Here is a 20,206-nt window from a genome sequence, read left to right on the forward strand (position 1 = left end):
AAGCCGACACGACTCGCACTGCCTGAGAGAATCCGGAATGCTGGATGACCGTGACGTGACCGCCTGGATGGGCGACAAGGGCTATGTCGGCACCGGGATGCTGACACCGATCAGGAAACCCAAACACCGCGACCTGCTCGACTGGGAGAAGGACTTCAACCACCACCACAACAAGAAGCGAGTCATCGTCGAACACGCCATCGCCAACCTCAAAACCTGGCGCATCCTCCACACCGACTACCGACGCCCCATCGACACCTTCGCCACCACCATCTCCGCAGTCCTCGGCCTACAGTTCTACAGGCAAGCGTGAATAACCCTCACAGCCTAAACGGCCCCACCGACAGTCCCCACCACCCCGCCACCCCGCCACCGACAGCCGCCAAGCAACAACCCTCACCCCCCAAACACAATAAACGGCAAGATCAACCACCCCAACGCGATCCCCCCCGCCACCCCCACCGCGACCCACCGCCACGTCGGTACCTTCCGCGCCAACCACACCGACGGCAGCAACCCCGCACTGACCACCAGATTCGACGCCACCGCCAACAACGGTGTCGTCTCGTAGAGCGTCGCCGCCAATGTCACCACGGCGAACAGCACCAGCGCGCCGGTGAACGCCGCCACGACCAGCCCCACCCCCCACGGCGTGGGCTCGTCTGGAACAACAGGCGCGACGGTCTCGGTCGGCTGCACGGTGGTCACCTCTCCAGTGAGCGGATCCTCGTACTGCACCGAGGTTCCCATGACGTTCGCGACGCGTTCGGCGAGTTGGTGCCCTCGTCGGTTGACCAGCTCCACCGCCGCGGCGTCCTCGCTGCGGCGGACGGCCGCCACAACCTTCGCCCACTCGTGCAGGGCGGTGGCGAGATCACCGCCCAAGGCGAGCGAGTGCGGATCGACCTCAAGATCGTCATCCGCCAGGACGGCGCGGTCAGCGGTGGCACGCAGGCGCATCGGTGCCCCTCTCGGCGAGCGCGTAGAAGGCGACCGCGGCGGCGGTGGCCACGTTGAGCGAGTCGACGCCGCGGGACATCGGGATGCACACCGCGGTGTCGGCGGCGGCGATGGCCTCGGGGGTGAGGCCGGGGCCTTCTGACCCCAACAACACCGCCACCCGTTCGTCCGCGCCGACAGCCTCGGACAGCGGTACCGCGTCCGCAGCCGGGGTGAGCGCGAGGACGCGGAAGCCGCTGTCGCGCAACCACTTCAGGCCGTCCGGCCAGGGTTCGACTGCGGTGAACGGGATGGCGAGCACGTGCCCCATGGAGACCCGGACGCTGCGCCGGTAGAGCGGGTCGCTGCAGCCCGGTCCGAGGAGCACTCCGTCGACGCCGAGGGCGGCGGCGTTGCGGAACAGGGCGCCCAGGTTCTCGTGGTCGCCGACGCCTTCCAGGACGGCCAGGGTCCGGGCTTTCCCGGTCAACGACGCCAGTTCCGGTGCGGGTGCCCGATCGGCGGTGGCCAGCACACCACGATTCAGGTGGAATCCGACGACGGCGGCCATGACCTCCGCACTGGCCACGTACGCCGGTACGTCCAATTCGGCGATTTCCTCGGCGAGCGAGTCGATTCGGCGGGCGACGCCGAGCAGGGCGCGCACCGGGTACGGCGAGGCGAGGAGGCGTCGCACCACCACGACACCCTCCGCGACGACCAGTCCACGGCCGCCTGGGCGGTCCGGACGGCGGTCGGCGGTCGACAGGTCGCGGAAGTCGTCCAGCCGTGGATCCGCCGGGTCGCTCACCTCGATCACCTGCGCCACGGGGGCAGTCTCGCACGCCTGCGGCGAACGGGTAGCCCGGTCGCCCCCTGCTCGCTCTGTGTCACGGAGCGATAACGCACTGCACCAGTTTGGGCGCTAGCCCGACCGGGTTGGCTGTGCGAACGTTGGCTCCCCGCGCGTGTGCCGGACGCGAAATCCGGCCAGACGGGAGGGCGGCATGGGGCAGGACGTACGCATCGACGCTTTCAGCCGAGAACACCGGCAACGCTACCGCCAGAAGGTGCGCCGGTGCCTGGACGCGCTGGAGCGCATGCTGGCCGAGGGTGGTTTCGCCGACGAGCACCCGAGAATGGGCCTGGAGATAGAACTGAACCTGGTCGACGACGCGCTGGCGCCCGCCATGCTCAACCGCACGGTCCTGGAGAAGATCGACGACCCGTGCTACACGACCGAACTCGGGCAGCACAACCTGGAGCTCAACGTGCGGCCGCGGCCGCTGCGCGACGAGCAGTCCACCGACCTGGAAGCCGAACTGCGGCACTCGTTGGCCACCGCCGGGCACAAGGCGCAGGACGCGGGCGCCACCCTGGTGATGATCGGCGCGCTGCCCACCTTGCGCGGTGAGCACTTCGACGTGAAGTGGATCACCCAGAACCCGCGCTACCGCCAGCTCAACGACCAGATCTTCGCGCTGCGCGGCGAGGAACTGCTGCTGCACATGGAGGGCGTCCCGCTGCCCGGCCAGCGCGCGGAGCGGTTGCGGTGCCTGCAGGACTCCATCGTGGCCGAGGCGGCGTGCACGTCGGCGCAACTGCACCTGCAGGTGGCGCCGGACAAGTTCGCCGCCAACTGGAACGCCGCGCAGTGCCTGGCCGGGGTGCAGGTGGCGATCGCGGCCAACTCGCCGTTCCTGCTGCGCAAGGCGCTCTGGCACGAGACCCGCATCCCGCTGTTCCTGCAGGCGACCGACACCCGCCCGCAGGAGCTGAAGAACCAGGGGGTGCGGCCGCGGGTGTGGTTCGGCGAGCGCTGGATCACCTCGATCTTCGACCTGTTCGAGGAGAACGTCCGCTACTTCCCCGGGTTGCTGCCGGAGGTCGACGACGAGGACCCGTTCGAGGCCCTGGATTCCGGCCGCGCGCCGCGGCTGGCCGAGCTGCGGCTGCACAACGGCACCATCTGGCGGTGGAACCGCCCGGTGTACGACGTGGCCGACGACGTCCCGCACCTGCGGGTGGAGAACCGGGTGCTGCCCGCCGGTCCCACTGTGGTCGACCTGATCGCGAACGCGGCCTTCTTCTACGGCGCGCAGCGGGCGCTGACCGCCGAAGACCGTCCACTGTGGACCAAGATGTCCTTCCAGGCCGCCGAGGAGAACCTGCACGCGGGTGCCCGGCACGCCTTCGACGCCCAGCTCTACTGGCCCGGCATCGGCTGGATCCCGCCGGACGAACTGGTCCTGCGCCGCCTGCTGCCGATGGCACACGAGGGCCTGCGCGATTGCGGCGTGTCCGACGAGTCCCGCGAGCGCTACCTCGGCGTCATCGAGGCCCGCTGCGTCGCCCGGCGAACCGGCTCCACCTGGCAACGCGAGACTGTCGCCACCCTGGAGTCCCGCGGCCTCGACCGGGACGCCGCACTCGTCGGCATGCTCCGCCGCTACATCGAACTCAGCGACGCCGGTGACCCGGTTCACACCTGGCCGGTGTGAGGGCCGGTCCCACGACCAGGGCTACTGCCAGTATGTTGCAAGTAGTACCGACTGGCATCAAGGAGCGCAGGTGGCTCAGTACGTCCTGCCCGAACTCGACTACGACTACGGGCAACTCGAGCCGGTGATCATCGGCGACATCAACGAACTCCACCACGGCAAGCACCACGCGGCCTACGTCAAGGGCACCAACGACACCCTGGACAAGATCGAGGAGGCCAGGGACAAGGGCGACTTCGGCTCGATCGTCGGCCTGGAGACCACGCTGGCGTTCAACCTGGCCGGGCACACCCTGCACACCCAGTGGTGGGAGAACCTGAGCCCGGACGGCGGCGACAAGCCGACCGGTGAGCTGGCGGCGGCCGTCGACGAGCACTTCGGCTCGTTCGACAAGCTCCGCGCCCAGCTCAACGCGGTCTCCGGCACCATCCAGGGCTCCGGCTGGGGCGTGCTGGCGTGGGACCCGCTCGGCTCCCGGCTGATCACCCAACAGCTCAAGGACCACCACTCGAACCTGTCGATCGCCAGCACGCCGCTGCTGGTGTTCGACACTTGGGAGCACGCGTACTACCTGCAGTACAAGAACGTGAAGACCGACTACATCGACCGGCTCTGGAACATCGTGAACTGGGCCGACGTGGCCGCGCGGTTCGACGCGGCGCGCGCCGGGGTCAACGGGTTGCGACCCCCGGCTCCGACGGCCTGACCGGCCCCGCGAACACCCGGCAGGATGCTCCGACAAGCTCCCGCCGGATGCGCGAGACCCCCGCACCGGACGCTTGGTGCGGGGGTCTCGCTGTTCCCGAACTGACTGCCGCTCCCACCACGAAGCGGTTGAGAGTTAGGTTAGCCTAACCTCTGTCACGAGGCAAGAGGGGACTTCGGGCCGCCGCGCGCGTACCCGGGGCGGCGCAGCAACAACCGGCCCCAGCCGGTGACCGGCCGCTGGATGCCGCCGCGGCGGAACAGGACCAGACCGCTGACGACCGCGGTCAGCGCGGCGATGGCACCGCCGACGACGAACGGGGACCGGCCGCCCCACTCGTCGGCCATCCAGCCGACCATCGGGGCGCCCAGCGGGTTGCCGCCGACGAAGACCAGCATGTAGAGGCCCATCACCCGGCCGCGCATCTCCGGGGCGACGGAGAGTTGGACGGTGGAGTTCGCCGTGGTCATGAAGGTCATCAGGCACAGGCCGACCGGGATCAGCGCGACCGCGAACGACGCGTACGTCGGCATGAACCCGACCAGCACCTCGAGCAGGCCGAACGCCAGCGCCGAGCCGAGCAGCAACCGGGTCCGCGGCTTGCCCCGCGAACTGCGCCGCACCGCCCACAGCGCCCCGGCCAGCGTGCCGATCGCCAGGGTCGTGGACAGCAGGCCGTACCCGTCGGCGTTCCGCCCGAACACGTTGGCGGCGACGACGGCCAGGGTCACGAAGAAGGTCATGCCGAAGGTGCTGACGAAGAACACCAGCACCATGACGGTCAGGATGTCCTTGCGCCCCCAGACATAACGCAGCCCCTCCAGCAGTTGCCCCTTGGCGCGCGGGACCTTCGGGCCGAGGATGAGCTTGGCCGGGTCCATCAGCAGCAGGCCCGCGATCACCGCGACGGTGAACAGGGCGTTGCCGAGGAACAGCCAACCGGTCCCGACCAGGGTGATCATCACGCCCGCGATGGCCGGGCCGACGATGCGGGCCAGGTTGAAGCTGGTCGAGTTCAGCGCGACCGCGTTGGCCACCTGGGCCCGGCCGACGATCTCGGCCACGAAGGACTGCCGCACCGGGACCTCGACCGCGGAGAACGTGCCGAGCACGAAGCACAGCACGTACACGTGCCACACCTGCACGACCCCGGTCACGTCGAGCAGCCCGAGCACCAGCGCGCAGCAGGCCAGGCCCGCCTGCACCGCCACCAGCAGCTTGCGCTTGTCCAGCCGGTCGGCCAGGACACCGGCCCACAGCGAGAACAGCAGCGTGGGCAGGAACTGCAGCGCGGCGGCGATCCCCAGCGCCACCGGGTTGTTGTGGGACAGGACGAGCACCAGCCAGTCCTGCGCGATGCGCTGCATCCAGGTGCCCACGTTGGACACGACCTGGCCGGTCGCGAACAGCCGGTAGTTGCGGACCTTCAGCGAGGAGAACATGCCCGGCTTCGGGTCCACAGTGGACTTCGGTTCGGCGCTCGACACCGGGGCAGGGCTGTGCCGTCGCCGCGGGGGTGTCGAGGGAGTGAGTTGGGTCTGCTCTCGGGTACCACCCGCGTGTGTCGGCATCTAGTTCTGGTTCCCCGCCATCCTGTCGATGATGTCGGCGGCGCGGGCGAGGACCGCCCTGTCCTCGTCGTCCAGCTCCGCCAACCGCTTGTCCAGCCACGCCTCCCTGGCGGAGATGTCCGCCTCGATGTAGGCCCGGCCGTCGTCGGTCAACGCGACGATGGCCTGCCTGCCGTCGCTCGGGTGCGGGCTCCGGCTCGCGTACCCCAGTTCCTCCAGCGCCGCGATGACCCGCGTCATCGACGGCGGCTGGACCCCTTCCTTGGCGGCCAACTCGCCCGGCGTCAACGGCCCGCACTTGTGCAGGCAGGACAGCGCCGAGATCTGGGTCAGGGTGACCGACGAGTTGGTCCGCTGCGCCCGCAGCCGCCGGTTGAGCCGCACCACCGCCAGCCGCAACCGGCTGGTCAGCGCGCGCTCAGCGGACTCGGACACAATGGTTAGCATACCTCACTAATATGTCGGCGGGCCACGAACTCACGCCGACATCACACGACGCGGTAAAGTTGATCTATGCAGGTTCGCCGCGCCCGCCCCGGGGACGGCTCCGGCATGGCCCGCGTCCACGTCGCCGCCTGGCGCGTCGGCTACCGCGGCATCATGGGCGACGACCGGTTGGCGAACCTCTCCGAACGCGCCTTCGCCCGACGGTGGGAGACGATCGTCACATCCCCGTCCGAGGCCAGGACCTTCGTCGCCGACCACGACGGCACCATCGTCGGCATCGCCACCGCCGGACCACCCCGCCACCCGGCACCCCCGGGCGCGGGCGAGGTCCGCATGGTCAACGTGCACCCCGACCACTGGCGCACCGGCGCGGGCACCGCCCTGCTCACCCGCTGCCTCGACGAACTCCGCCTACTCGGCCACACCAACGCCTACCTGTGGGTCGCCGAAGGCAACACCCGCGCCACCACCTTCTACACCCACCACGGCTGGACCCCCACCGGCGAAACCCTCGACGACGACCGCGAAACCCCACCCCTACGCGAACTCCGCTACACCCTCGACCTCTAGCAACCACGCCCGCACCTGGCTGCTCGCCGAAACGCCCAAGTACGCCCACGAGGCCGTTCCGACGCCTTGCCAGGAACACCGCCGACCCAGCAGCGAAATCAGCGACAAACTCGAAACGCCGACACAGCGACTCCATCACAGCGAATGAAAACTCGCGGCACCAACCTTGACTTCAGCACCGCCCTTGGCCAAGCCGGACCCCTCCCACCCGGGGCCACGGGGCCCCATTCCTGACCGTATCGCGAACTGCGGCTTGTCAAGAGGACCAGCCGGCTGCCTGTGGATGAGTGAGTCCGTTGTGGATGAAAGCGCTCGTGCCGGGGCGTTGACTCGGTGCCGGCATTGGCTCGGTGAAGCCGCAGGCAAGCGGTCCTCGCGCGGAACAACGTCAACGCGTGGCGTCGAGTGGTGGGCCGAACCAGGTGTGAAGTGCGTGCTGCAGGGGCGGGGCGGTCGGGGAGGCGGTCCAGGCGATGTGGGCGTCGGGGCGGAGGAGGAGGGCTGGGGCGGGGGGTACGGGCGTGGTGGCGGTGTGGATGTCGACTCGGTCGCGCCAGGGGTGGGCCATGGCGCGGAGGGCAGGGGTGTCCGCGAGGTCGAGGAGCACGGGCCCGGCCGGGCGCATGAGGGTGGCGACCGTCGTGGGGCCGGTGGCGGTGTGCAGGGGGAGATCGGGGGCGAAGGTGCCGGTCAGGGGGTGGTTGTCGTCGGTTGGGTGGCGGAGGTCGGTGCCCGCCATGATGGCGCCGAGGCGGTGGAGGGGTTGGGGGTCGGTGAGGAGTTCGAGGAAGAGGGTGCGCAGCGCCTGGCCTGCGGCGTCGTGGGTGCGGCGGAGGGCGACCTGGGCCTGGCTGTGCAGCATGGCGCGGGTACCGGCGTGGTGGCGTTCGCCGTGGTAGGTGTCCAGGAGGTCGGTCGGGGCCCAGCCGTGGACGGTGGCGGCGAGTTTCCAGGCGAGGTTCGCCGCGTCGAGCATTCCGGCGTTGAGGCCGATGCCGGTGGTGGGGAATTGGTGGGCGGCGTCGCCAGCGAGGAAGACGCGGCCCGCGCGGTAGCTCGGGGCTTGGCGGGACTGGGATTGGTAGCGGGACAGCCGGATGGGATCTTTCAGCGGGATTTCGGTGCCGAGGACGCGGCGGATGCTGTGCTGGAACTCGGTGAGGGTCATCGGGGTGTCGTCGTATTCGGTGGGTTCGTCTTCGGCGGTGGAGATCAGCGTGACGCCGGGGGCGAGGTGGCCGAAACCGAAAAGACCAGTGTCCGTACGGGTGAAAGTGCCGCTGGTCAGACCGGGAACCTCGACGTCGTAGGCGAATTGGCCGAGTCGGTTGACCTCCGGATACGTGGTGCCGGGGAACGTGATTCCGGCGAGTTCCCTGATTCGGCTGCGGCCGCCGTCACAGCCGACGAGGTAGCGAGCGGTGACCTGGTACGTGCCGACGTCCACGGTGACCCCGGCGTCATCCTGCACGAACCCGACCACCTCGTGTCCGCGTCGGATCTCGGCGCCGAGTTCGCGCGCGTGTTCGTCGAGCAGTGTCTCCAGGCGCGGTTGCGGAATTGTCACACCGCGCAGCGGTGGGTCCGCCAGGGACGAGAAGTCGACGTGGACATCACCGAACGGGTACCGGGGCGCCGGATGGGTGGCGCCGCCCTCCGCTTCAATTCGGTCCAGCAAACCCCGGTAGCGCAAGAGTTCCAGGATTTGACCCGCGATGCCGTTGGCTTTCGGGACCGCCCACACCGCGGGCTGCCGTTCCAGAACGAGCACGTGCACGCCCGCCAAACGCAATTCGGCTGCCAGCATCAATCCGGTCGGCCCTGCGCCAGCCACGACGACGTCCGCGTCCATTCCGCCCCCAATTCCTCGAATGTCGACCACGGGCGTGGATTCTGCGGTACGACCGGGGTCTTGCCGCAAGCCCCCCGGTGCGCTATACGTTGACAATGGCGGCGTGGGATAGCCTGGCCCCATGTCCGGTCCGACTGAACCAGCGTTGCGCCCACCCCCGCCGCTCCCGCCGCGGCTGTTGGCGATGGGGCCGATCGTCTACACCGGAACCGCCGCCTGGTTCGTGGTCGGCGTGGTCCTGGCCGTCGCTGGTGTTCCGGCGATCTGGACGTGGACGGCGTTGGCGGGCGGCGGACTGGGCGTCATCGGCGCGCTGATCATGGTGTGGCAGCGCAACGCCGGGCGGCGCGGGTCGAAGGCAGCGCAGCGCGTGGATTAAGTCACATAATGCGCTGGTTCCTCGATCAGGGCGGTGAAGGTGTGCCGGTCGGGCCAGCAGTCGGTGGTCCAGGCCAGCGCGCGGGCCAGCGCCTCGGGGGTGTCCTCGCAGTGCACGACCCCGTCGAGGACCCACCAGGGGACGTTGTGGTCGCCGGTGGGGGTGCGGACCACCAGTTTGTCGTGCACGAGCAGGCTGCCCGCCGGGATGGGGACGTCGAGGAGCTCGCAGGCCGCGGCGACGGCGCCCAGGTCCGACCAGGGCACCGGGTCGGCGGCGGAGACGATCTCGCCGCCGGTCTCCTCGGTGGCCAGTGGCAGGTCGAGCAGTTCGGCGAGCGGTTCGGCCAGCGCGAAGTCGGGGCCCGCGGCGATGACTTGGTCCTCGCTCAGCACGGTCAGCAGCCAGGGCGCGTCGAGGACGGCGCAGTCGGCGGCGACGGTGCCCGCGAGGGTGCGGGTGGTCTCGGGGAGGCGGACCTCGGTGGGGTCGAACAGCTCGTCGGCGACGGCCTCGGCGAGCGCGGCGTGGGTGCGCAGGACAGCGCCCGGGTGCAAGCCGCGGTCCGGGTCGCCCAAGCGCAGCAGCAGGTCTTCCGCGTCGTCGGCGTTGTCGACCCGCAGGCCGGTGCGCACCCCGATGGCGGCGAGGACCCGGGGATCGACGCCGACGTCGGGCACGACGTCGTAGAGGCCCGCGAGGTCGTCGGCGTCGGGCAGGCGCCAGTCGGCGGGGGCGGCACCGGCGATGACGGCGTTGCGGGCGATCCACCAGCCGGTGTAGCCGTCCGGTTCCAGCAGCGCCCGCCAGGTGTCCGGTTCGGCGGCGAGCAGGGCGAGCGCGCGCGGCCACGCGTCGTCGGTGACCAGGTCGAGGTCGCGGACGGCGAGGACCCGGGCGGGCGGCTCCGGCTGGGCGTCCCACCACTCGGCCTCGTCGGCGAGGCCGTGGTCCGGGCCGGTCGGGGCCTCGTCGGCGACCAGGGCGAACGCGTCGAGCACGCCGACGGCGGAGAGGACGTGGTCGGGCCATTCGGCGGCGACCTCGGGGGACAACGCGCCGATCGGGGCGTCCTCGTCGAGGACGTCCAGCAGCGGTGACCCGGGCAGCGCGAGTTCGTCCGCGCGCCGCCAGTCGCCCACGGAGTCCTTGAGGGCCAAGGCGCCCAGCCAGGGCCGCTCGCCGGTGCGCACGCCGGCGTCGCGGACCAGGCGGAGCACCACCGAGACCAGGCCGGTGATGTCCACTCCGGACTCGACGTCGTCCAGGCTGCGTTCCACGGCGTCCTGCAGGCCGCCCGCGTCGAGCAGGTCGACCGGGCCGCCGCGGTGCGCGCCGAGCCGTTCCAGGACGGGGTGCGCGGCCTCGGCGTGCACGACGTGCAGGACGCCGACCTCGGCGTGCGAGAGCAGTTCCAGCAGTTCGGCGTCCTCGACGAGGACCACACCGCGCGGACCGGGCAGGGTGCGGCCGTCGGCGAGCGGGACCGGGAGGCCGCCGAGTTCCATCCGGGCGGTGCCGTCGGTGTCCACGACGGGGGCGAGCGCGGTGTAGAGCCGGTGCCACCACTCCGGCGGGCGAGCCCGGCCGGTGATCATCTCGACCACCTCGGACAGGCCGAGACCGCGGACGTCGAGAGCGGTGAGCGCACCCGCGTGCCGCTGGGCGGACAGCCACCCGGCGGCGAGGTCCGGGACGATCTCGGCGAGCAGGTCGGCGAGCCCGTCGGCCTCGACGGCGAGGACCTCGGCGCGGGCGGGGGCGAGGTCGTCGCCGTCGGCGGCGGGCAGCCAGGTGGCCTGGCGCAGGGCCGACACGAGCAGGTCGCGCAGCCGGTCGTCGACCTCGGACAGCGGGAAGCCGACGAGCGGGACCAGCGCGGTGCGGTGCTCGGCCGGGATCAGCCGGACCAGTTCGGGGTAGGCGGCCGCGGCGGCGGCGAGGACGGCCTCGGCGGCGGGGCCGGAGTGCAGGCGGCGCCGGGTCGGTTCGATGGGCAGCGTCGCGACGAGCCGGGCGGGCAGCGAAAGCCGCTCGTCGGTGGGGGTGGGGGCGTGCAGGACGTCGTCGCCGAGGGGCAGCGGGAGCCCGTCGGCGTCGACCCGAGCGGCCCAGCAGACCGTCCACTCGCGACGTTCGCGGGCCTCGACCCCCAGGTTCGCCACCAGGTCGTCGGCGAGGGTGCCGTGGACGCGGTGCACCAGCCAGGACACGACGCCGTCCGGACCGTGGACCTCGACTCGGGCGCCGTTCTCGACCCGCCACCACGCCTGGTCGCCGATCTCGATCCGGTCAAGACCGGGGAGGGCGAGGAGGAGGTCGGCGGCTTGAGCGGCGAAATCGGCCAGCAGCCTCTTACCGTTGACGTCGCCGCGCAGCGGTAGCCGTACCTCGGTCGCGAACCCGACGGGGACCTCGGTCTCGGTAGGCCACACCATGCGCAGGACCGGTACACGCCCACCGCGTTCGGCGGCCTTGGCGGCGAGGTCGGGGTGATCGGCGATGGCGGCACGGGTGTCTTCAGCGGAGAACGCAACACCGCCGTTCGCGGACAAGACTGTCGGAGCGTCTGTGACGGCGAGCACGGCGGCGAAACCCACGCCGAACTGACCCACCCCCTGCGCCGGGCTCTTGGCCGACGCCCGTAAGGACGCGAGCGCGGCGACCCCGTCGGCGTCGAGCGGGCGACCGGTGTTGGCGGCGCGCAGCTCACCGTCCACAAGGGACACCCGGAGCGTGCCGGTGCCCTCGGCGGCGTCGGCGGCGTTCTGCGCCAACTCGACCAGCAGCCGGTCCCGGTATCCGCCGAGGTAGAGGTCTTCCTCGGCGTTGGCGTCCTCGCGGAACCGGGTCGGCGAGGTCGTCCAGGCGCTGAGCACGGCCGCACGCAGCGCGGCGGTGCCGAACGGGTCGGCGGCGCTCACTCGGCCGGGTCGGACTCGGGCTGGCCGGACGGCTCGCCTGCCACCTCGCTCTGGACCAGCGCGTCGACGGCCTGCTCGACCGACTCAGCGCTCAGTTCGTTGCTCTCGACGTCCAACTGGGCGTCGTCGTAGATGAGGTCGGCCACCAAGACCGGCGACACCTGCTCGACATCGGCCTCGGAGTGCGCGCCGCAGCCGTACGCGGCGTGGACGGCGCGACCGTCCGCGGGCGCGATCTCATTGCCACACACACCGAAAGCAGCCCCCAACGAGCCTGCTACCGGCAGATAGAACCCGCACGTGCCACAGGACGCGGGGGCGCCGCGGGCCATGTCCGCGTTGGGGCCGAACTCGCCGAGCTGCCACCGGTCGGCGGCGTCGAGGCGACCGAACCGGGACAGCACCCGGATCCGGCCGAGCCCGACCTCCACGGCCAGCTCCTCGACCGCGGGGTCGTCGGACTGGGCGTAGCCGGGCACCAGGCGCGGGTCGTCCGGGGCGGTCGGCAGCAGGTCGCCGACGCCGAGGTCACCCGCGCGGACCCGGTCCTGCCAGGGCACCCACGCCGGGGCGACCAGGGCGTCCGGGCCGGGCAGCAGCGCGACCTCGCTGACGGTCACGGTGTCGTCCGGTCCGGCGCTGGCGACGGTCACCGCCCACCGCCAACCGCGGTAGCCGGGCTTGTCCGCGTCGAACAGGTGCGTCGCCGACGCCGAGTCCTCGGCCCGCACCTCGACGTGCGCGCCGACCTCGGCCCCGGCCTGGTCGCGCGCGGCGGCGCGCGCGAACTCGACCGCGGCGATCAACGCGGGGTCGGTCACGGCTTCTGGTGCTGGGGTCGAGGTCATCACCGGTGATTGTGCCCCACGCCCGAAGCGGGTGATACAGCCGTGTCACGCTTGCGGGGTGCTCGCCCGCCTGACCGCCGTCGTCGCCGCCGTCACCTGCCTGGCCGCGGGGTGCGCGGGCGGGCAGGCGCCACCCGCGCCGACCGGCCAGGACGTGGTCCGGCTCAGGCCGACCGTGCTCGCCGAGATCCCGCACGACCGGGACGCTTTCACCCAGGGCCTGGAGATCGCCGACGGCGTCCTCTACGAGGGCACCGGGCTGCGCGGCCACTCGGAGGTGCGGGCCACCGACCCGGCGACCGGGGCGGTCCGGCAGCGGGTAACCCTGTCGAGTGATCTGTTCGGCGAGGGCATCACCGTGGTGGGTGATCGGATCTGGCAGATCACCTGGCAGGAGGGTGTGGCCATCGAGCGCGACCGGAACACCCTCGCCGAACGCCGCCGGGTCGCCTACCAGGGTGAGGGCTGGGGCCTCTGCCACGACGACAAGCGCCTCGTGATGAGCGACGGCACCGACAAGCTCACCTTCCGCGACCCGCGGACGTTCGCGGCGACCGGCGAGGTCCACGTGCACGACGCGAACGGCCCGATGACCATGCTCAACGAGCTCGAATGCGTCGGCGGCGCGGTCTACGCGAACGTGTGGCAGACCGACCGGATCGTCCGGATCGACCCCGGGTCGGGCGCGGTGACCGCCGTCGTCGACCTGACCGGGCTGTTGCCGGAGGCCGACCGCGCCAACGCGGACGTGCTCAACGGTATCGCCGCGGTCCCCGGGACCGATGAGTTCCTCGTGACCGGCAAGTTGTGGCCCAAGTTGTTCCGAGTCCGGTTCGCGACCGCGGGCTAACCGGCCGAGACTGTCCACCTGGCCCGGTCAACCACCCCCAGAACAGGCCGCCATACGGCAGGATGGACTCGTGATTCGCAACCCCGCTGATCAGCCACCGTCCGGCCGCCGCTCGGGCCGGAAGGCGAAGCGGGGCTGGACCGATGTCCGGCAACCGAGCTGGCGCGAGCAGGAGCCCCCCACCGGGGGCATCCCCCGGCAGAACCCGCCGCTGCCCCCGCACGCCCCGCACCGGCGCGACCCGCTGGCCCAGCCGCCGCGCACCCGGCCGCTGGAGCAGCCCGAGGAACCCCGGTACGAGACCTACGGCGACCGCGACCCCGACCGCTACGGCCGCCGCGAGCCCGACCGCCCGTTCCGCGACCACCCCGCCTACCGCGACTCGCGCGACTACCGGCGCGACGACCCCGACCACGGTGATCGCCGCGACGACCGGAATTACCGCGATCCGCGAGATCACCGTGAACCCCGAGATCCCCGTGATCATGGCGACGACCGGGACTACCGGGACGATCGCGGGTACGACCGGGACGAGCACCGCCGTGACCCCGGTGCGGAACCCGCGACGGAACTGGCGCGTCGGGACGGCCCGCCCGCCGGGTACCCGAAGAAGCTGACCGTGACCCGGGTCGCCGCCATCCGCGGCAAGCAGTTGACCGCGCAGGCGATGACCGCGTTCCGTAGGGCCGCGAACGCCGACGGTGCCGACAAGTCCGGCCTGACCTCGCTCACCTACGCCACGATGCTCAACTACGCCGGTGACGCGGCGATGGCGGTGGCGCTGGCGAACACGCTGTTCTTCTCCGCGGCCAGCGGCGAGAGCAAGGGCAAGGTGGCGCTCTACCTGCTGATCACGGTGGCCCCGTTCGCGCTGCTGGCGCCGGTCATCGGGCCGATGCTGGACCGGTTGCAGCGCGGCCGCAGGCTCGCCATGTGCGCGGCGTCGGCCGGTCAGGCGCTGATGTGCGTGATCATGGCGATCCACTTCAACGACTGGATGCTCTACCCGGCGGCGCTGGGGAAGATGGTGCTGTCCAAGTCGTTCACCGTGCTGAAGGCGGCGATCACGCCGAGAGTCCTGCCGCCGGAGATCACCCTGGCCAAGACCAACGCCCGGTTGACCGTGTTCGGGCTCGCCGCGGGCGCGGGCGGGGGCGCGGTCGCGGCGCTGTTCGCGAACATCTTCGACTCCCCGGGCGCGCTGTGGTTCACGGTGGTGATCAGCGTCGTCGGGGCGGTGCAGGCGCTGCGCATCCCGGCGTGGGTGGAGGTCACCGAGGGCGAGGTGCCCGCGTCGATCAGCGCCCGGATGCCGCTGCCGACGACGCGGCGGCAACCGATGGGTCGGCACGTCGTCGTCTCGCTGTGGGGCAACGGCACGATCCGGGTACTCACCGGGTTCCTGATGATGTTCGCCGCGTTCGCCGTGCGCGCGCAGAACGAGGCCGCGCCGGTCCAGCAGTTGTTGCTGCTGGGGCTCATCGCGGGCGCGGCGGGCCTGGGCAGCTTCGCGGGCAACGCCGTCGGCGCGCGTGTCCACATAGGTAATCACGAGCAGGTGGTGCTGGGCTGCGTGATCGCGGCGTTGGCGTCAACGATCGTGGCCACTCTTACCGCGGGCATCTTCGCGGCGACCATGGTGGGCTTGGTCGGCTCGGTCGCGAGCGCCCTGGCCAAGAACAGCCTCGACGCCGTCATCCAGGACGACCTGCCGGAGGAATCGCGGGCGTCCGCGTTCGGCCGGTCGGAGACGGTCCTGCAGCTCGGCTGGGTCCTCGGCGGCGCGGTCGGCGTGCTGCTCCCGCCGATCTGGTGGGTCGGTTTCCTCGTCGTCACGGTGCTGCTCGCCGTCGGGTTCGCGCAAACCGTGCTCACCCGCCGCGGCAGCACCCTGATCCCCGGCTTCGGCGGGCAACGCGCGGTCGACGGCGTCGCCGCCGCCCTGCGCCGGTTCCGCCCCGCACCACGCCCCATGCGCGACGACACGTAGGGTCGCGGCGTGCGCAAAGCCCTGACCGTCACACTCGCGGGTGCCGCAGTCGCCGTGGCCGGGTGCTCGGCACCGCCACCCCCCGAGGTGACCTTCTACACCGACGGCAACAGCGCCGCCGTCTCCCCGCGCCTGCTGTGCGAGATCGGCAAACCCACCTGCCTCGAAGACCCCGACGCGGTCGCCAACCTCAAGACCCGGCTCGGGCAGCCGGTGCAGATCTCGGTGTCCGAGAAGGTCGCCAGCACCCCGTGGGGGGTCGTGTTCTCCTACGTGGACGCCAACGGGCAACAGCAGGTGGCCAGCAGCCGGGCGATCTTCCCCAGCAGCGGGCAGCTCACCTACACGCTGAAACTGCCCGCCCCCACCGACCGCCTCATCTACGTCGAGGTCCGCAAGACCGAGGTCATCGACGGCAGCAAACTCGTCGACTCCGGCATCTGGGCGCTGAGCACCGAACTGCGGTCCTGACCACTGGCCACACGAGCAGTGACCCGTGCGGCCGGTCATGCCCGCACGGGTCACCTCGACGATCCGCCTACCCGCGTCGACCTACGGGTCGAGCTCCCTGGCCACCGCCCGCACGACCTCGGCGATGCGCTTGGTCACCTTGCGGTCCGGGTAGCGGCCGCGCTGCAGGTCGGGCTGGACGGTGGACTCCAGCATCTTGATCATGTCCTCGACCAGCCCGTGCAACTCCTCGGCAGGCCTGCGCCGCGCCTCGACCACCGACGGCGGGGCGTCCACCAACCGCACCGACAGCGCCTGCGGCCCGCGACGCCCGTCGGCGACACCGAACTCGATCCGCTGGCCCGCCTTCAGCCCGGCCACCCCCGCGGGCAGCGCCGACGCGCGCACGTAGACGTCCTCGCCCCCGTCCTGCGTGACGAACCCGAAGCCCTTCGCCGAGTCGTACCACTTGACCTTGCCGGTCGGCACAATCCCACCGTTCCCTCATTCGTCCAGTCGCCCCGCGCAACACGTCCGCGCAAGACGAACGCGCCCCAGGGGTACCCGGGACGCGTCCCCTCAGCCTAAGCCAAACCAGGCACCTGCGGTTAGGTCGCCTCCGCCCCGCCCCCGCGTTACCTCCGCCTCTTCGCTGAGGGCGAAACGCACGGGACGCCTATCCTGTTCCCATGCCCGCCCAAACCCACCCGTCCCCCACCCTGCGCCTGGCATTCCTGCTGTTCGCGGTGGGCCTCACCGCCGTCGCCGCCATCTTCGTGCTGGCCGCGTTCAACCTGCACGCCCCCTGGCTCTGGCCCATCACCATGGCCTTCCCCACCGGCTTCGCCGTCGCCCTCCTCCACACCATCCGCCGCCGCTAACCCCTTACGCCACCCCCTCCGGGCGCAGCCCGGCCCCCACCCTTCCCGGGGGGCGTCCCCGGTGCCAGTCTACCGGTTCTGGCGGTGCGGAACAGGGGGGCGGCTGGACTGGGGATGGGTGGGGGGATTGTGGATAACTTGGCGCGCAGGTCGGGCGGGGTGTGGGGTGGGCTGGGTGGGGACTTCAGCCGAATGAGGTGATGGGGGTCGCGGGGGAGGTCGGCTCGGGTGACGGGCTGGGATGGCCTATGGGGTGGAGTGGCCTGCGGCGCAGGCAGTTGTGGGGGTGGCGCGCGCTGGTGAGGTGGCGCGGCGCGCTGGTGAAGGCAGAGGCGGGCGGCACAGCGGACGGCGTAGTCGTTGGCCAGGGGTCGAGTTGGCAAGGCAGCGATCAGAACCCACACGGCAAGCAAAAGGGCCGGCGTCGAAGACGCACGCCGGAAATGGGCACAAGCGCCCGAGAGCCGAGCCTCACACGGGCAGGCGGGACTGACAACCGGCAAAGGCGCACAGCGGCAGACAAAAGAACGCACTCGACGCGGCGGTCAACAACCAGGAGTGCGGCCGGGCGGTGAGCGGTCAGGGGGCCGGGACGATGCGGGAGCCCAGGGGGACCAGGGACACCGGGATCAGCTTGAAGTTCGCGATGCCGAGGGGGATGCCGATGATGGTGAGGCAGAGCAGGACGCCGGTGACGAGGTGGCCGATGGCGAGCCACCAGCCCGCGAAGATGATCCAGATGAGGTTGCCGATGGCGGAGGCGGCGCCCGCGTCGCGGCGGGGTTCGATGGTGCGGCCGAAGGGCCAGAGGGCGTAGTTGGCGATGCGGAACGACGCCAGGCCGAACGGGATGGTGATCACGAGGGCGCAGCAGATGATGCCCGCGATCAGGTAGCCGATCGCCATCCAGAGGCCGCAGAGGACGAGCCAGACGAGGTTCAGCAGCAGGCGCACGGTGTCCAGTTTGGCCCAACCCGGCCACGGGGGTGGAGGGATCGGGGCAGACGGTTGCAGGATGGTGACCCGAGCCACAGTGAGGGGTTGTCATGCCGTTGCCGAGTTACACGTCCGGGGTTTCCGCCGTACCGCTGCTCGGGGACACCATCGGCGGCAACCTTGATCGGACCGCGGCCGCGTTCCCGGATCGGGATGCCCTTGTCGAGAGCGCTACGGGCAGGCGGTGGACGTACCGGGAACTGGTGGCGGAGGTGAACTCGGTCGCGTTGGGGCTCACCCGGCTCGGGGTGGTCAAGGGTGACCGGGTGGGGATTTGGGCGCCGAACTGCGCGGAATGGGTGTTGACCCAGTACGCGACCGCGAAAATCGGGGCGATCCTGGTCAACATCAATCCGGCTTACCGGGTGCACGAACTCGGCTATGTGCTCAACCAGTCCGGTGTGCGGACGCTCGTCGCGGCACCCGCGTTCAAGACGTCGGACTACGCGGCGATGATCGAAGAGGTCCGGCCGCGGTGCCTGGCGCTGTTGGACGTCGTGCTCATCGGTACCGAGTCGTGGGACGCGCTCAGGGCGGGAACCGGGGAGCTGCCGGAGATCCCGCTGTCGCCGGACGACCCGATCAACATCCAGTACACCTCGGGGACGACCGGTTTTCCCAAGGGCGCCACGCTGTCGCACCACAACATCCTCAACAACGGCTATTTCGTCGGCGAGCTGTGCGGGTATACCGAACAAGACCGCATCTGCGTTCCGGTTCCTTTCTACCATTGCTTCGGAATGGTCATGGGAAATCTGGCAGGCACCTCGCACGGCGCTTGTCTGGTGATCCCCGCTCCGGGTTTCGATCCGAAAGCGACGCTCACGGCTGTTGCCGAGGAGAAATGCACCTCGCTCTACGGGGTGCCGACGATGTTCATCGCGATGTTGGCCTTGCCCGAGGTGGCCGAGCTGGACCTGGGGACGCTGCGGACCGGCATCATGGCGGGCTCGCCGTGTCCGGTTGAGGTCATGAAGCAGGTCATCGACCGGTTCGGGATGGCGGGGGTGACCATCTGCTACGGCATGACCGAGACGTCCCCGGTCTCCACGCAGACCCGCGCCGACGACGCGCTGGACCTGAGGGTGTCGACCGTCGGCAGGGTGCACCCGCACCTCGAGGTCAAAGTCATCGACCCCGACACCGGTTTAACCGTCCCCAGGGGCACTCCGGGCGAGTTCTGCACGCGGGGCTACTCGGTGATGCTGGGCTACTGGGACGAGCCGGACAAGACAGCGGAGGCCATCGACAGCGCGCGGTGGATGCACACGGGGGATCTCGCGGTCATGACCGACGACGGTTACCTCACCATCACCGGTCGTATCAAGGACGTGGTCATCCGCGGCGGCGAGAACATCTACCCGCGCGAGGTCGAGGAGTTCCTCTACACACACCCCGACATCCTTGACGCGCAAGTGATCGGTGTGCCCGACGAGCGCTACGGCGAGGAGTTGATGGCGTGGGTGCGGATGCGTGAAGGTGTTGCGCCCCTTGATGTCGACAGCGTCCGCGCGTTCTGCGACGGCAAGCTCGCGCACTACAAGATCCCCCGTTATGTGCACGTGGTCGACGAGTTCCCGATGACGGTGACCGGCAAGGTTCGCAAGGTCGAGATGCGCGAGGTGTCGGCCCGACTGCTCGGTCGCGCCCGACAGCACGGGTAACTTGGTGCCGTGGCTGGCTTGGCGGTCGGGTTCGACCTGGACATGACGTTGATCGATCCGCGGCCGGGGATGGCGGCGGCGATGGACGCGCTGGCGGCGGAGTCCGGTCTCACGCTGGACGGCGCGCACTTCGCCGCCAACCTGGGCCCGCCGTTGGACATGGTGCTGCGCGGGTTCGAGGCCCCGGAGGAACGCATCCCCGGCCTGGTCGACCGGTTCCGCGCGCTCTACCCGGAGATCGTCATCCCGTCGACGATCGCGTTGCCCGGGGCGGCCGACGCGCTCGCGGCGGTGCGCGCGGTGGGCGGCCGGACCCTGGTCATCACCGGGAAGTACGGCCCCAACGCCGCCAAGCACCTGGTCGCGCTGGGCTGGGAGGTGGACGTCCTGGTCGGTGAGCGCTGGTCGGCCGCCAAGGGCGAAACCCTGCTCGACCACGGCGCCACGGTCTTCGTCGGCGACCACGGCGGCGACATGGCGGGCGCCCGGGTGGCGGGCGCCCGGGTGGCGGGCGCGACCGCCGTCGGCGTCACCACCGGCCCGTACGACGAGGCGCGACTGCTGGCCGCGGGCGCGGATGTGGTGTTGGGCAGCCTCACCGAGTTCCCTGCCTGGCTGCAGTCCCACCTCGGGTGAAC

At 70.8% G+C, this 20,206-nt stretch carries 20 protein-coding genes; 11 read left to right on the forward strand and 9 right to left on the reverse strand.

Features of this window, described 5'->3' with window-relative positions:
- A partial coding sequence (locus H504_RS0111885) for a transposase family protein (protein WP_026422942.1) occupies positions 1 to 313 on the forward strand: 313 nt, incomplete at its 5' end.
- 83 nt (positions 314 to 396) lie between these two features.
- On the opposite strand, the gene H504_RS0111890 is transcribed toward H504_RS0111885, so the two are convergent.
- Together H504_RS0111890 and H504_RS0111895 are read right to left on the reverse strand one after the other, a co-directional pair.
- Positions 397 to 960 carry a DUF2537 domain-containing protein gene (locus tag H504_RS0111890; protein ID WP_026422943.1) on the reverse strand — a complete coding sequence of 188 codons (564 nt, stop codon included), beginning with the start codon at positions 958 to 960 and terminating at the stop codon, positions 397 to 399.
- Complete coding sequence (locus H504_RS0111895) at positions 938 to 1,768, reverse strand: TrmH family RNA methyltransferase (protein WP_035304129.1); 831 nt, start codon at positions 1,766 to 1,768, stop codon at positions 938 to 940. The genes H504_RS0111890 and H504_RS0111895 overlap by 23 nt, the downstream gene beginning before the upstream one ends.
- 178 nt (positions 1,769 to 1,946) lie before the next feature.
- Here H504_RS0111895 and H504_RS0111900 point away from each other — a divergent pair, with 178 nt between their 5' ends.
- Positions 1,947 to 3,440, forward strand: a complete 1,494-nt coding sequence (locus H504_RS0111900) for a glutamate-cysteine ligase family protein (RefSeq protein ID WP_026422945.1) — start codon at positions 1,947 to 1,949, stop codon at positions 3,438 to 3,440.
- Positions 3,441 to 3,510: 70 nt separating this feature from the next.
- On the forward strand, positions 3,511 to 4,146 hold the full coding sequence (locus tag H504_RS0111905; protein WP_026422946.1) for a superoxide dismutase: 636 nt from the start codon (positions 3,511 to 3,513) through the stop codon (positions 4,144 to 4,146).
- Positions 4,147 to 4,301: 155 nt separating this feature from the next.
- Here H504_RS0111905 and H504_RS34640 read toward each other — a convergent pair whose 3' ends face one another.
- Both H504_RS34640 and H504_RS0111915 read right to left on the reverse strand, forming a co-directional pair.
- Positions 4,302 to 5,588, reverse strand: coding sequence for an MFS transporter (locus tag H504_RS34640; RefSeq protein WP_051385765.1), 1,287 nt, complete (start codon positions 5,586 to 5,588; stop codon positions 4,302 to 4,304).
- 129 nt (positions 5,589 to 5,717) lie between these two features.
- Positions 5,718 to 6,152 carry a MarR family winged helix-turn-helix transcriptional regulator gene (locus H504_RS0111915; protein ID WP_026422947.1) on the reverse strand — a complete coding sequence of 145 codons (435 nt, stop codon included), beginning with the start codon at positions 6,150 to 6,152 and terminating at the stop codon, positions 5,718 to 5,720.
- A gap of 78 nt (positions 6,153 to 6,230) precedes the next feature.
- Here H504_RS0111915 and H504_RS38615 point away from each other — a divergent pair, with 78 nt between their 5' ends.
- Positions 6,231 to 6,734 carry a GNAT family N-acetyltransferase gene (locus H504_RS38615; protein ID WP_051385760.1) on the forward strand — a complete coding sequence of 168 codons (504 nt, stop codon included), beginning with the start codon at positions 6,231 to 6,233 and terminating at the stop codon, positions 6,732 to 6,734.
- Positions 6,735 to 7,122: 388 nt separating this feature from the next.
- On the opposite strand, the gene H504_RS0111925 is transcribed toward H504_RS38615, so the two are convergent.
- Complete coding sequence (locus H504_RS0111925; protein WP_026422948.1) at positions 7,123 to 8,586, reverse strand: FAD-dependent monooxygenase; 1,464 nt, start codon at positions 8,584 to 8,586, stop codon at positions 7,123 to 7,125.
- Positions 8,587 to 8,707: 121 nt separating this feature from the next.
- Here H504_RS0111925 and H504_RS0111930 point away from each other — a divergent pair, with 121 nt between their 5' ends.
- On the forward strand, positions 8,708 to 8,965 hold the full coding sequence (locus H504_RS0111930; protein ID WP_084467587.1) for a DUF2530 domain-containing protein: 258 nt from the start codon (positions 8,708 to 8,710) through the stop codon (positions 8,963 to 8,965).
- Here the strand turns inward: H504_RS0111930 and H504_RS0111935 are convergent.
- Together H504_RS0111935 and H504_RS34650 are read right to left on the reverse strand one after the other, a co-directional pair.
- Positions 8,962 to 11,889 carry a sacsin N-terminal ATP-binding-like domain-containing protein gene (locus H504_RS0111935; protein WP_026422950.1) on the reverse strand — a complete coding sequence of 976 codons (2,928 nt, stop codon included), beginning with the start codon at positions 11,887 to 11,889 and terminating at the stop codon, positions 8,962 to 8,964. The two genes, H504_RS0111930 and H504_RS0111935, sit on opposite strands and share 4 nt — an antisense overlap.
- The gene (locus H504_RS34650; RefSeq protein ID WP_084467588.1) at positions 11,886 to 12,737 is read right to left on the reverse strand and encodes a DUF3027 domain-containing protein; all 852 of its coding nucleotides are present in this window, start codon (positions 12,735 to 12,737) and stop codon (positions 11,886 to 11,888) included. The genes H504_RS0111935 and H504_RS34650 overlap by 4 nt, the downstream gene beginning before the upstream one ends.
- Before the next feature lie 58 nt (positions 12,738 to 12,795).
- Here H504_RS34650 and H504_RS0111945 point away from each other — a divergent pair, with 58 nt between their 5' ends.
- The 3 genes from H504_RS0111945 to H504_RS34660 all read left to right on the forward strand — a co-directional run bounded on the left by H504_RS0111945 (position 12,796) and on the right by H504_RS34660 (position 16,048).
- Entirely contained in the window at positions 12,796 to 13,587 is a 792-nt protein-coding gene (locus H504_RS0111945; protein WP_026422951.1) for a glutaminyl-peptide cyclotransferase, read from the forward strand.
- 70 nt (positions 13,588 to 13,657) lie between these two features.
- The gene (locus tag H504_RS34655) at positions 13,658 to 15,577 is read left to right on the forward strand and encodes an MFS transporter (protein ID WP_084467589.1); all 1,920 of its coding nucleotides are present in this window, start codon (positions 13,658 to 13,660) and stop codon (positions 15,575 to 15,577) included.
- Between the two features lie 9 nt (positions 15,578 to 15,586).
- Positions 15,587 to 16,048 carry a DUF2771 family protein gene (locus H504_RS34660; RefSeq protein WP_051385761.1) on the forward strand — a complete coding sequence of 154 codons (462 nt, stop codon included), beginning with the start codon at positions 15,587 to 15,589 and terminating at the stop codon, positions 16,046 to 16,048.
- Between the two features lie 81 nt (positions 16,049 to 16,129).
- On the opposite strand, the gene H504_RS0111960 is transcribed toward H504_RS34660, so the two are convergent.
- A complete protein-coding gene (locus tag H504_RS0111960; protein WP_026422952.1) occupies positions 16,130 to 16,516 on the reverse strand; it encodes a cold-shock protein in 387 nt (128 codons plus the stop codon).
- A 200-nt stretch (positions 16,517 to 16,716) separates the two neighbouring features.
- Between H504_RS0111960 and H504_RS0111965 the strand changes: the two genes are divergently transcribed.
- Entirely contained in the window at positions 16,717 to 16,908 is a 192-nt protein-coding gene (locus H504_RS0111965; protein ID WP_026422953.1) for a hypothetical protein, read from the forward strand.
- Between the two features lie 579 nt (positions 16,909 to 17,487).
- On the opposite strand, the gene H504_RS0111970 is transcribed toward H504_RS0111965, so the two are convergent.
- Positions 17,488 to 17,862 (reverse strand): YccF domain-containing protein, encoded by a 375-nt coding sequence (locus H504_RS0111970; protein WP_026422954.1) that lies wholly within the window; start codon positions 17,860 to 17,862, stop codon positions 17,488 to 17,490.
- Between the two features lie 92 nt (positions 17,863 to 17,954).
- On the opposite strand from H504_RS0111970, the gene H504_RS0111975 reads away from it, so the two are divergent.
- Positions 17,955 to 19,568, forward strand: a complete 1,614-nt coding sequence (locus tag H504_RS0111975) for an AMP-binding protein (RefSeq protein ID WP_026422955.1) — start codon at positions 17,955 to 17,957, stop codon at positions 19,566 to 19,568.
- Positions 19,569 to 19,577: 9 nt separating this feature from the next.
- On the forward strand, positions 19,578 to 20,204 hold the full coding sequence (locus H504_RS0111980) for an HAD family hydrolase (protein ID WP_281173615.1): 627 nt from the start codon (positions 19,578 to 19,580) through the stop codon (positions 20,202 to 20,204).
- Positions 20,205 to 20,206 lie beyond the last annotated feature (2 nt).

The sequence above is a fragment of the Actinokineospora inagensis DSM 44258 genome, from assembly GCF_000482865.1.
Lineage (GTDB): Bacteria > Actinomycetota > Actinomycetes > Mycobacteriales > Pseudonocardiaceae > Actinokineospora > Actinokineospora inagensis.

Bases quoted from the DNA above. Each gene is read 5' to 3' on its own strand.
- H504_RS0111925 (WP_026422948.1), bottom strand. From the start codon at position 8,586: ATGGACGCGGACGTCGTCGTGGCTGGCGCAGGGCCGACCGGATTGATG.
- H504_RS0111930 (WP_084467587.1), top strand. From the start codon at position 8,708: ATGTCCGGTCCGACTGAACCAGCGTTGCGCCCACCCCCGCCGCTCCCG.
- H504_RS0111965 (WP_026422953.1), top strand. From the start codon at position 16,717: ATGCCCGCCCAAACCCACCCGTCCCCCACCCTGCGCCTGGCATTCCTG.
- H504_RS34640 (WP_051385765.1), bottom strand. From the start codon at position 5,588: ATGTTCTCCTCGCTGAAGGTCCGCAACTACCGGCTGTTCGCGACCGGC.
- H504_RS0111975 (WP_026422955.1), top strand. From the start codon at position 17,955: ATGCCGTTGCCGAGTTACACGTCCGGGGTTTCCGCCGTACCGCTGCTC.
- H504_RS38615 (WP_051385760.1), top strand. From the start codon at position 6,231: ATGCAGGTTCGCCGCGCCCGCCCCGGGGACGGCTCCGGCATGGCCCGC.
- H504_RS0111890 (WP_026422943.1), bottom strand. From the start codon at position 960: ATGCGCCTGCGTGCCACCGCTGACCGCGCCGTCCTGGCGGATGACGAT.
- H504_RS0111900 (WP_026422945.1), top strand. From the start codon at position 1,947: ATGGGGCAGGACGTACGCATCGACGCTTTCAGCCGAGAACACCGGCAA.
- H504_RS34650 (WP_084467588.1), bottom strand. From the start codon at position 12,737: ATGACCTCGACCCCAGCACCAGAAGCCGTGACCGACCCCGCGTTGATC.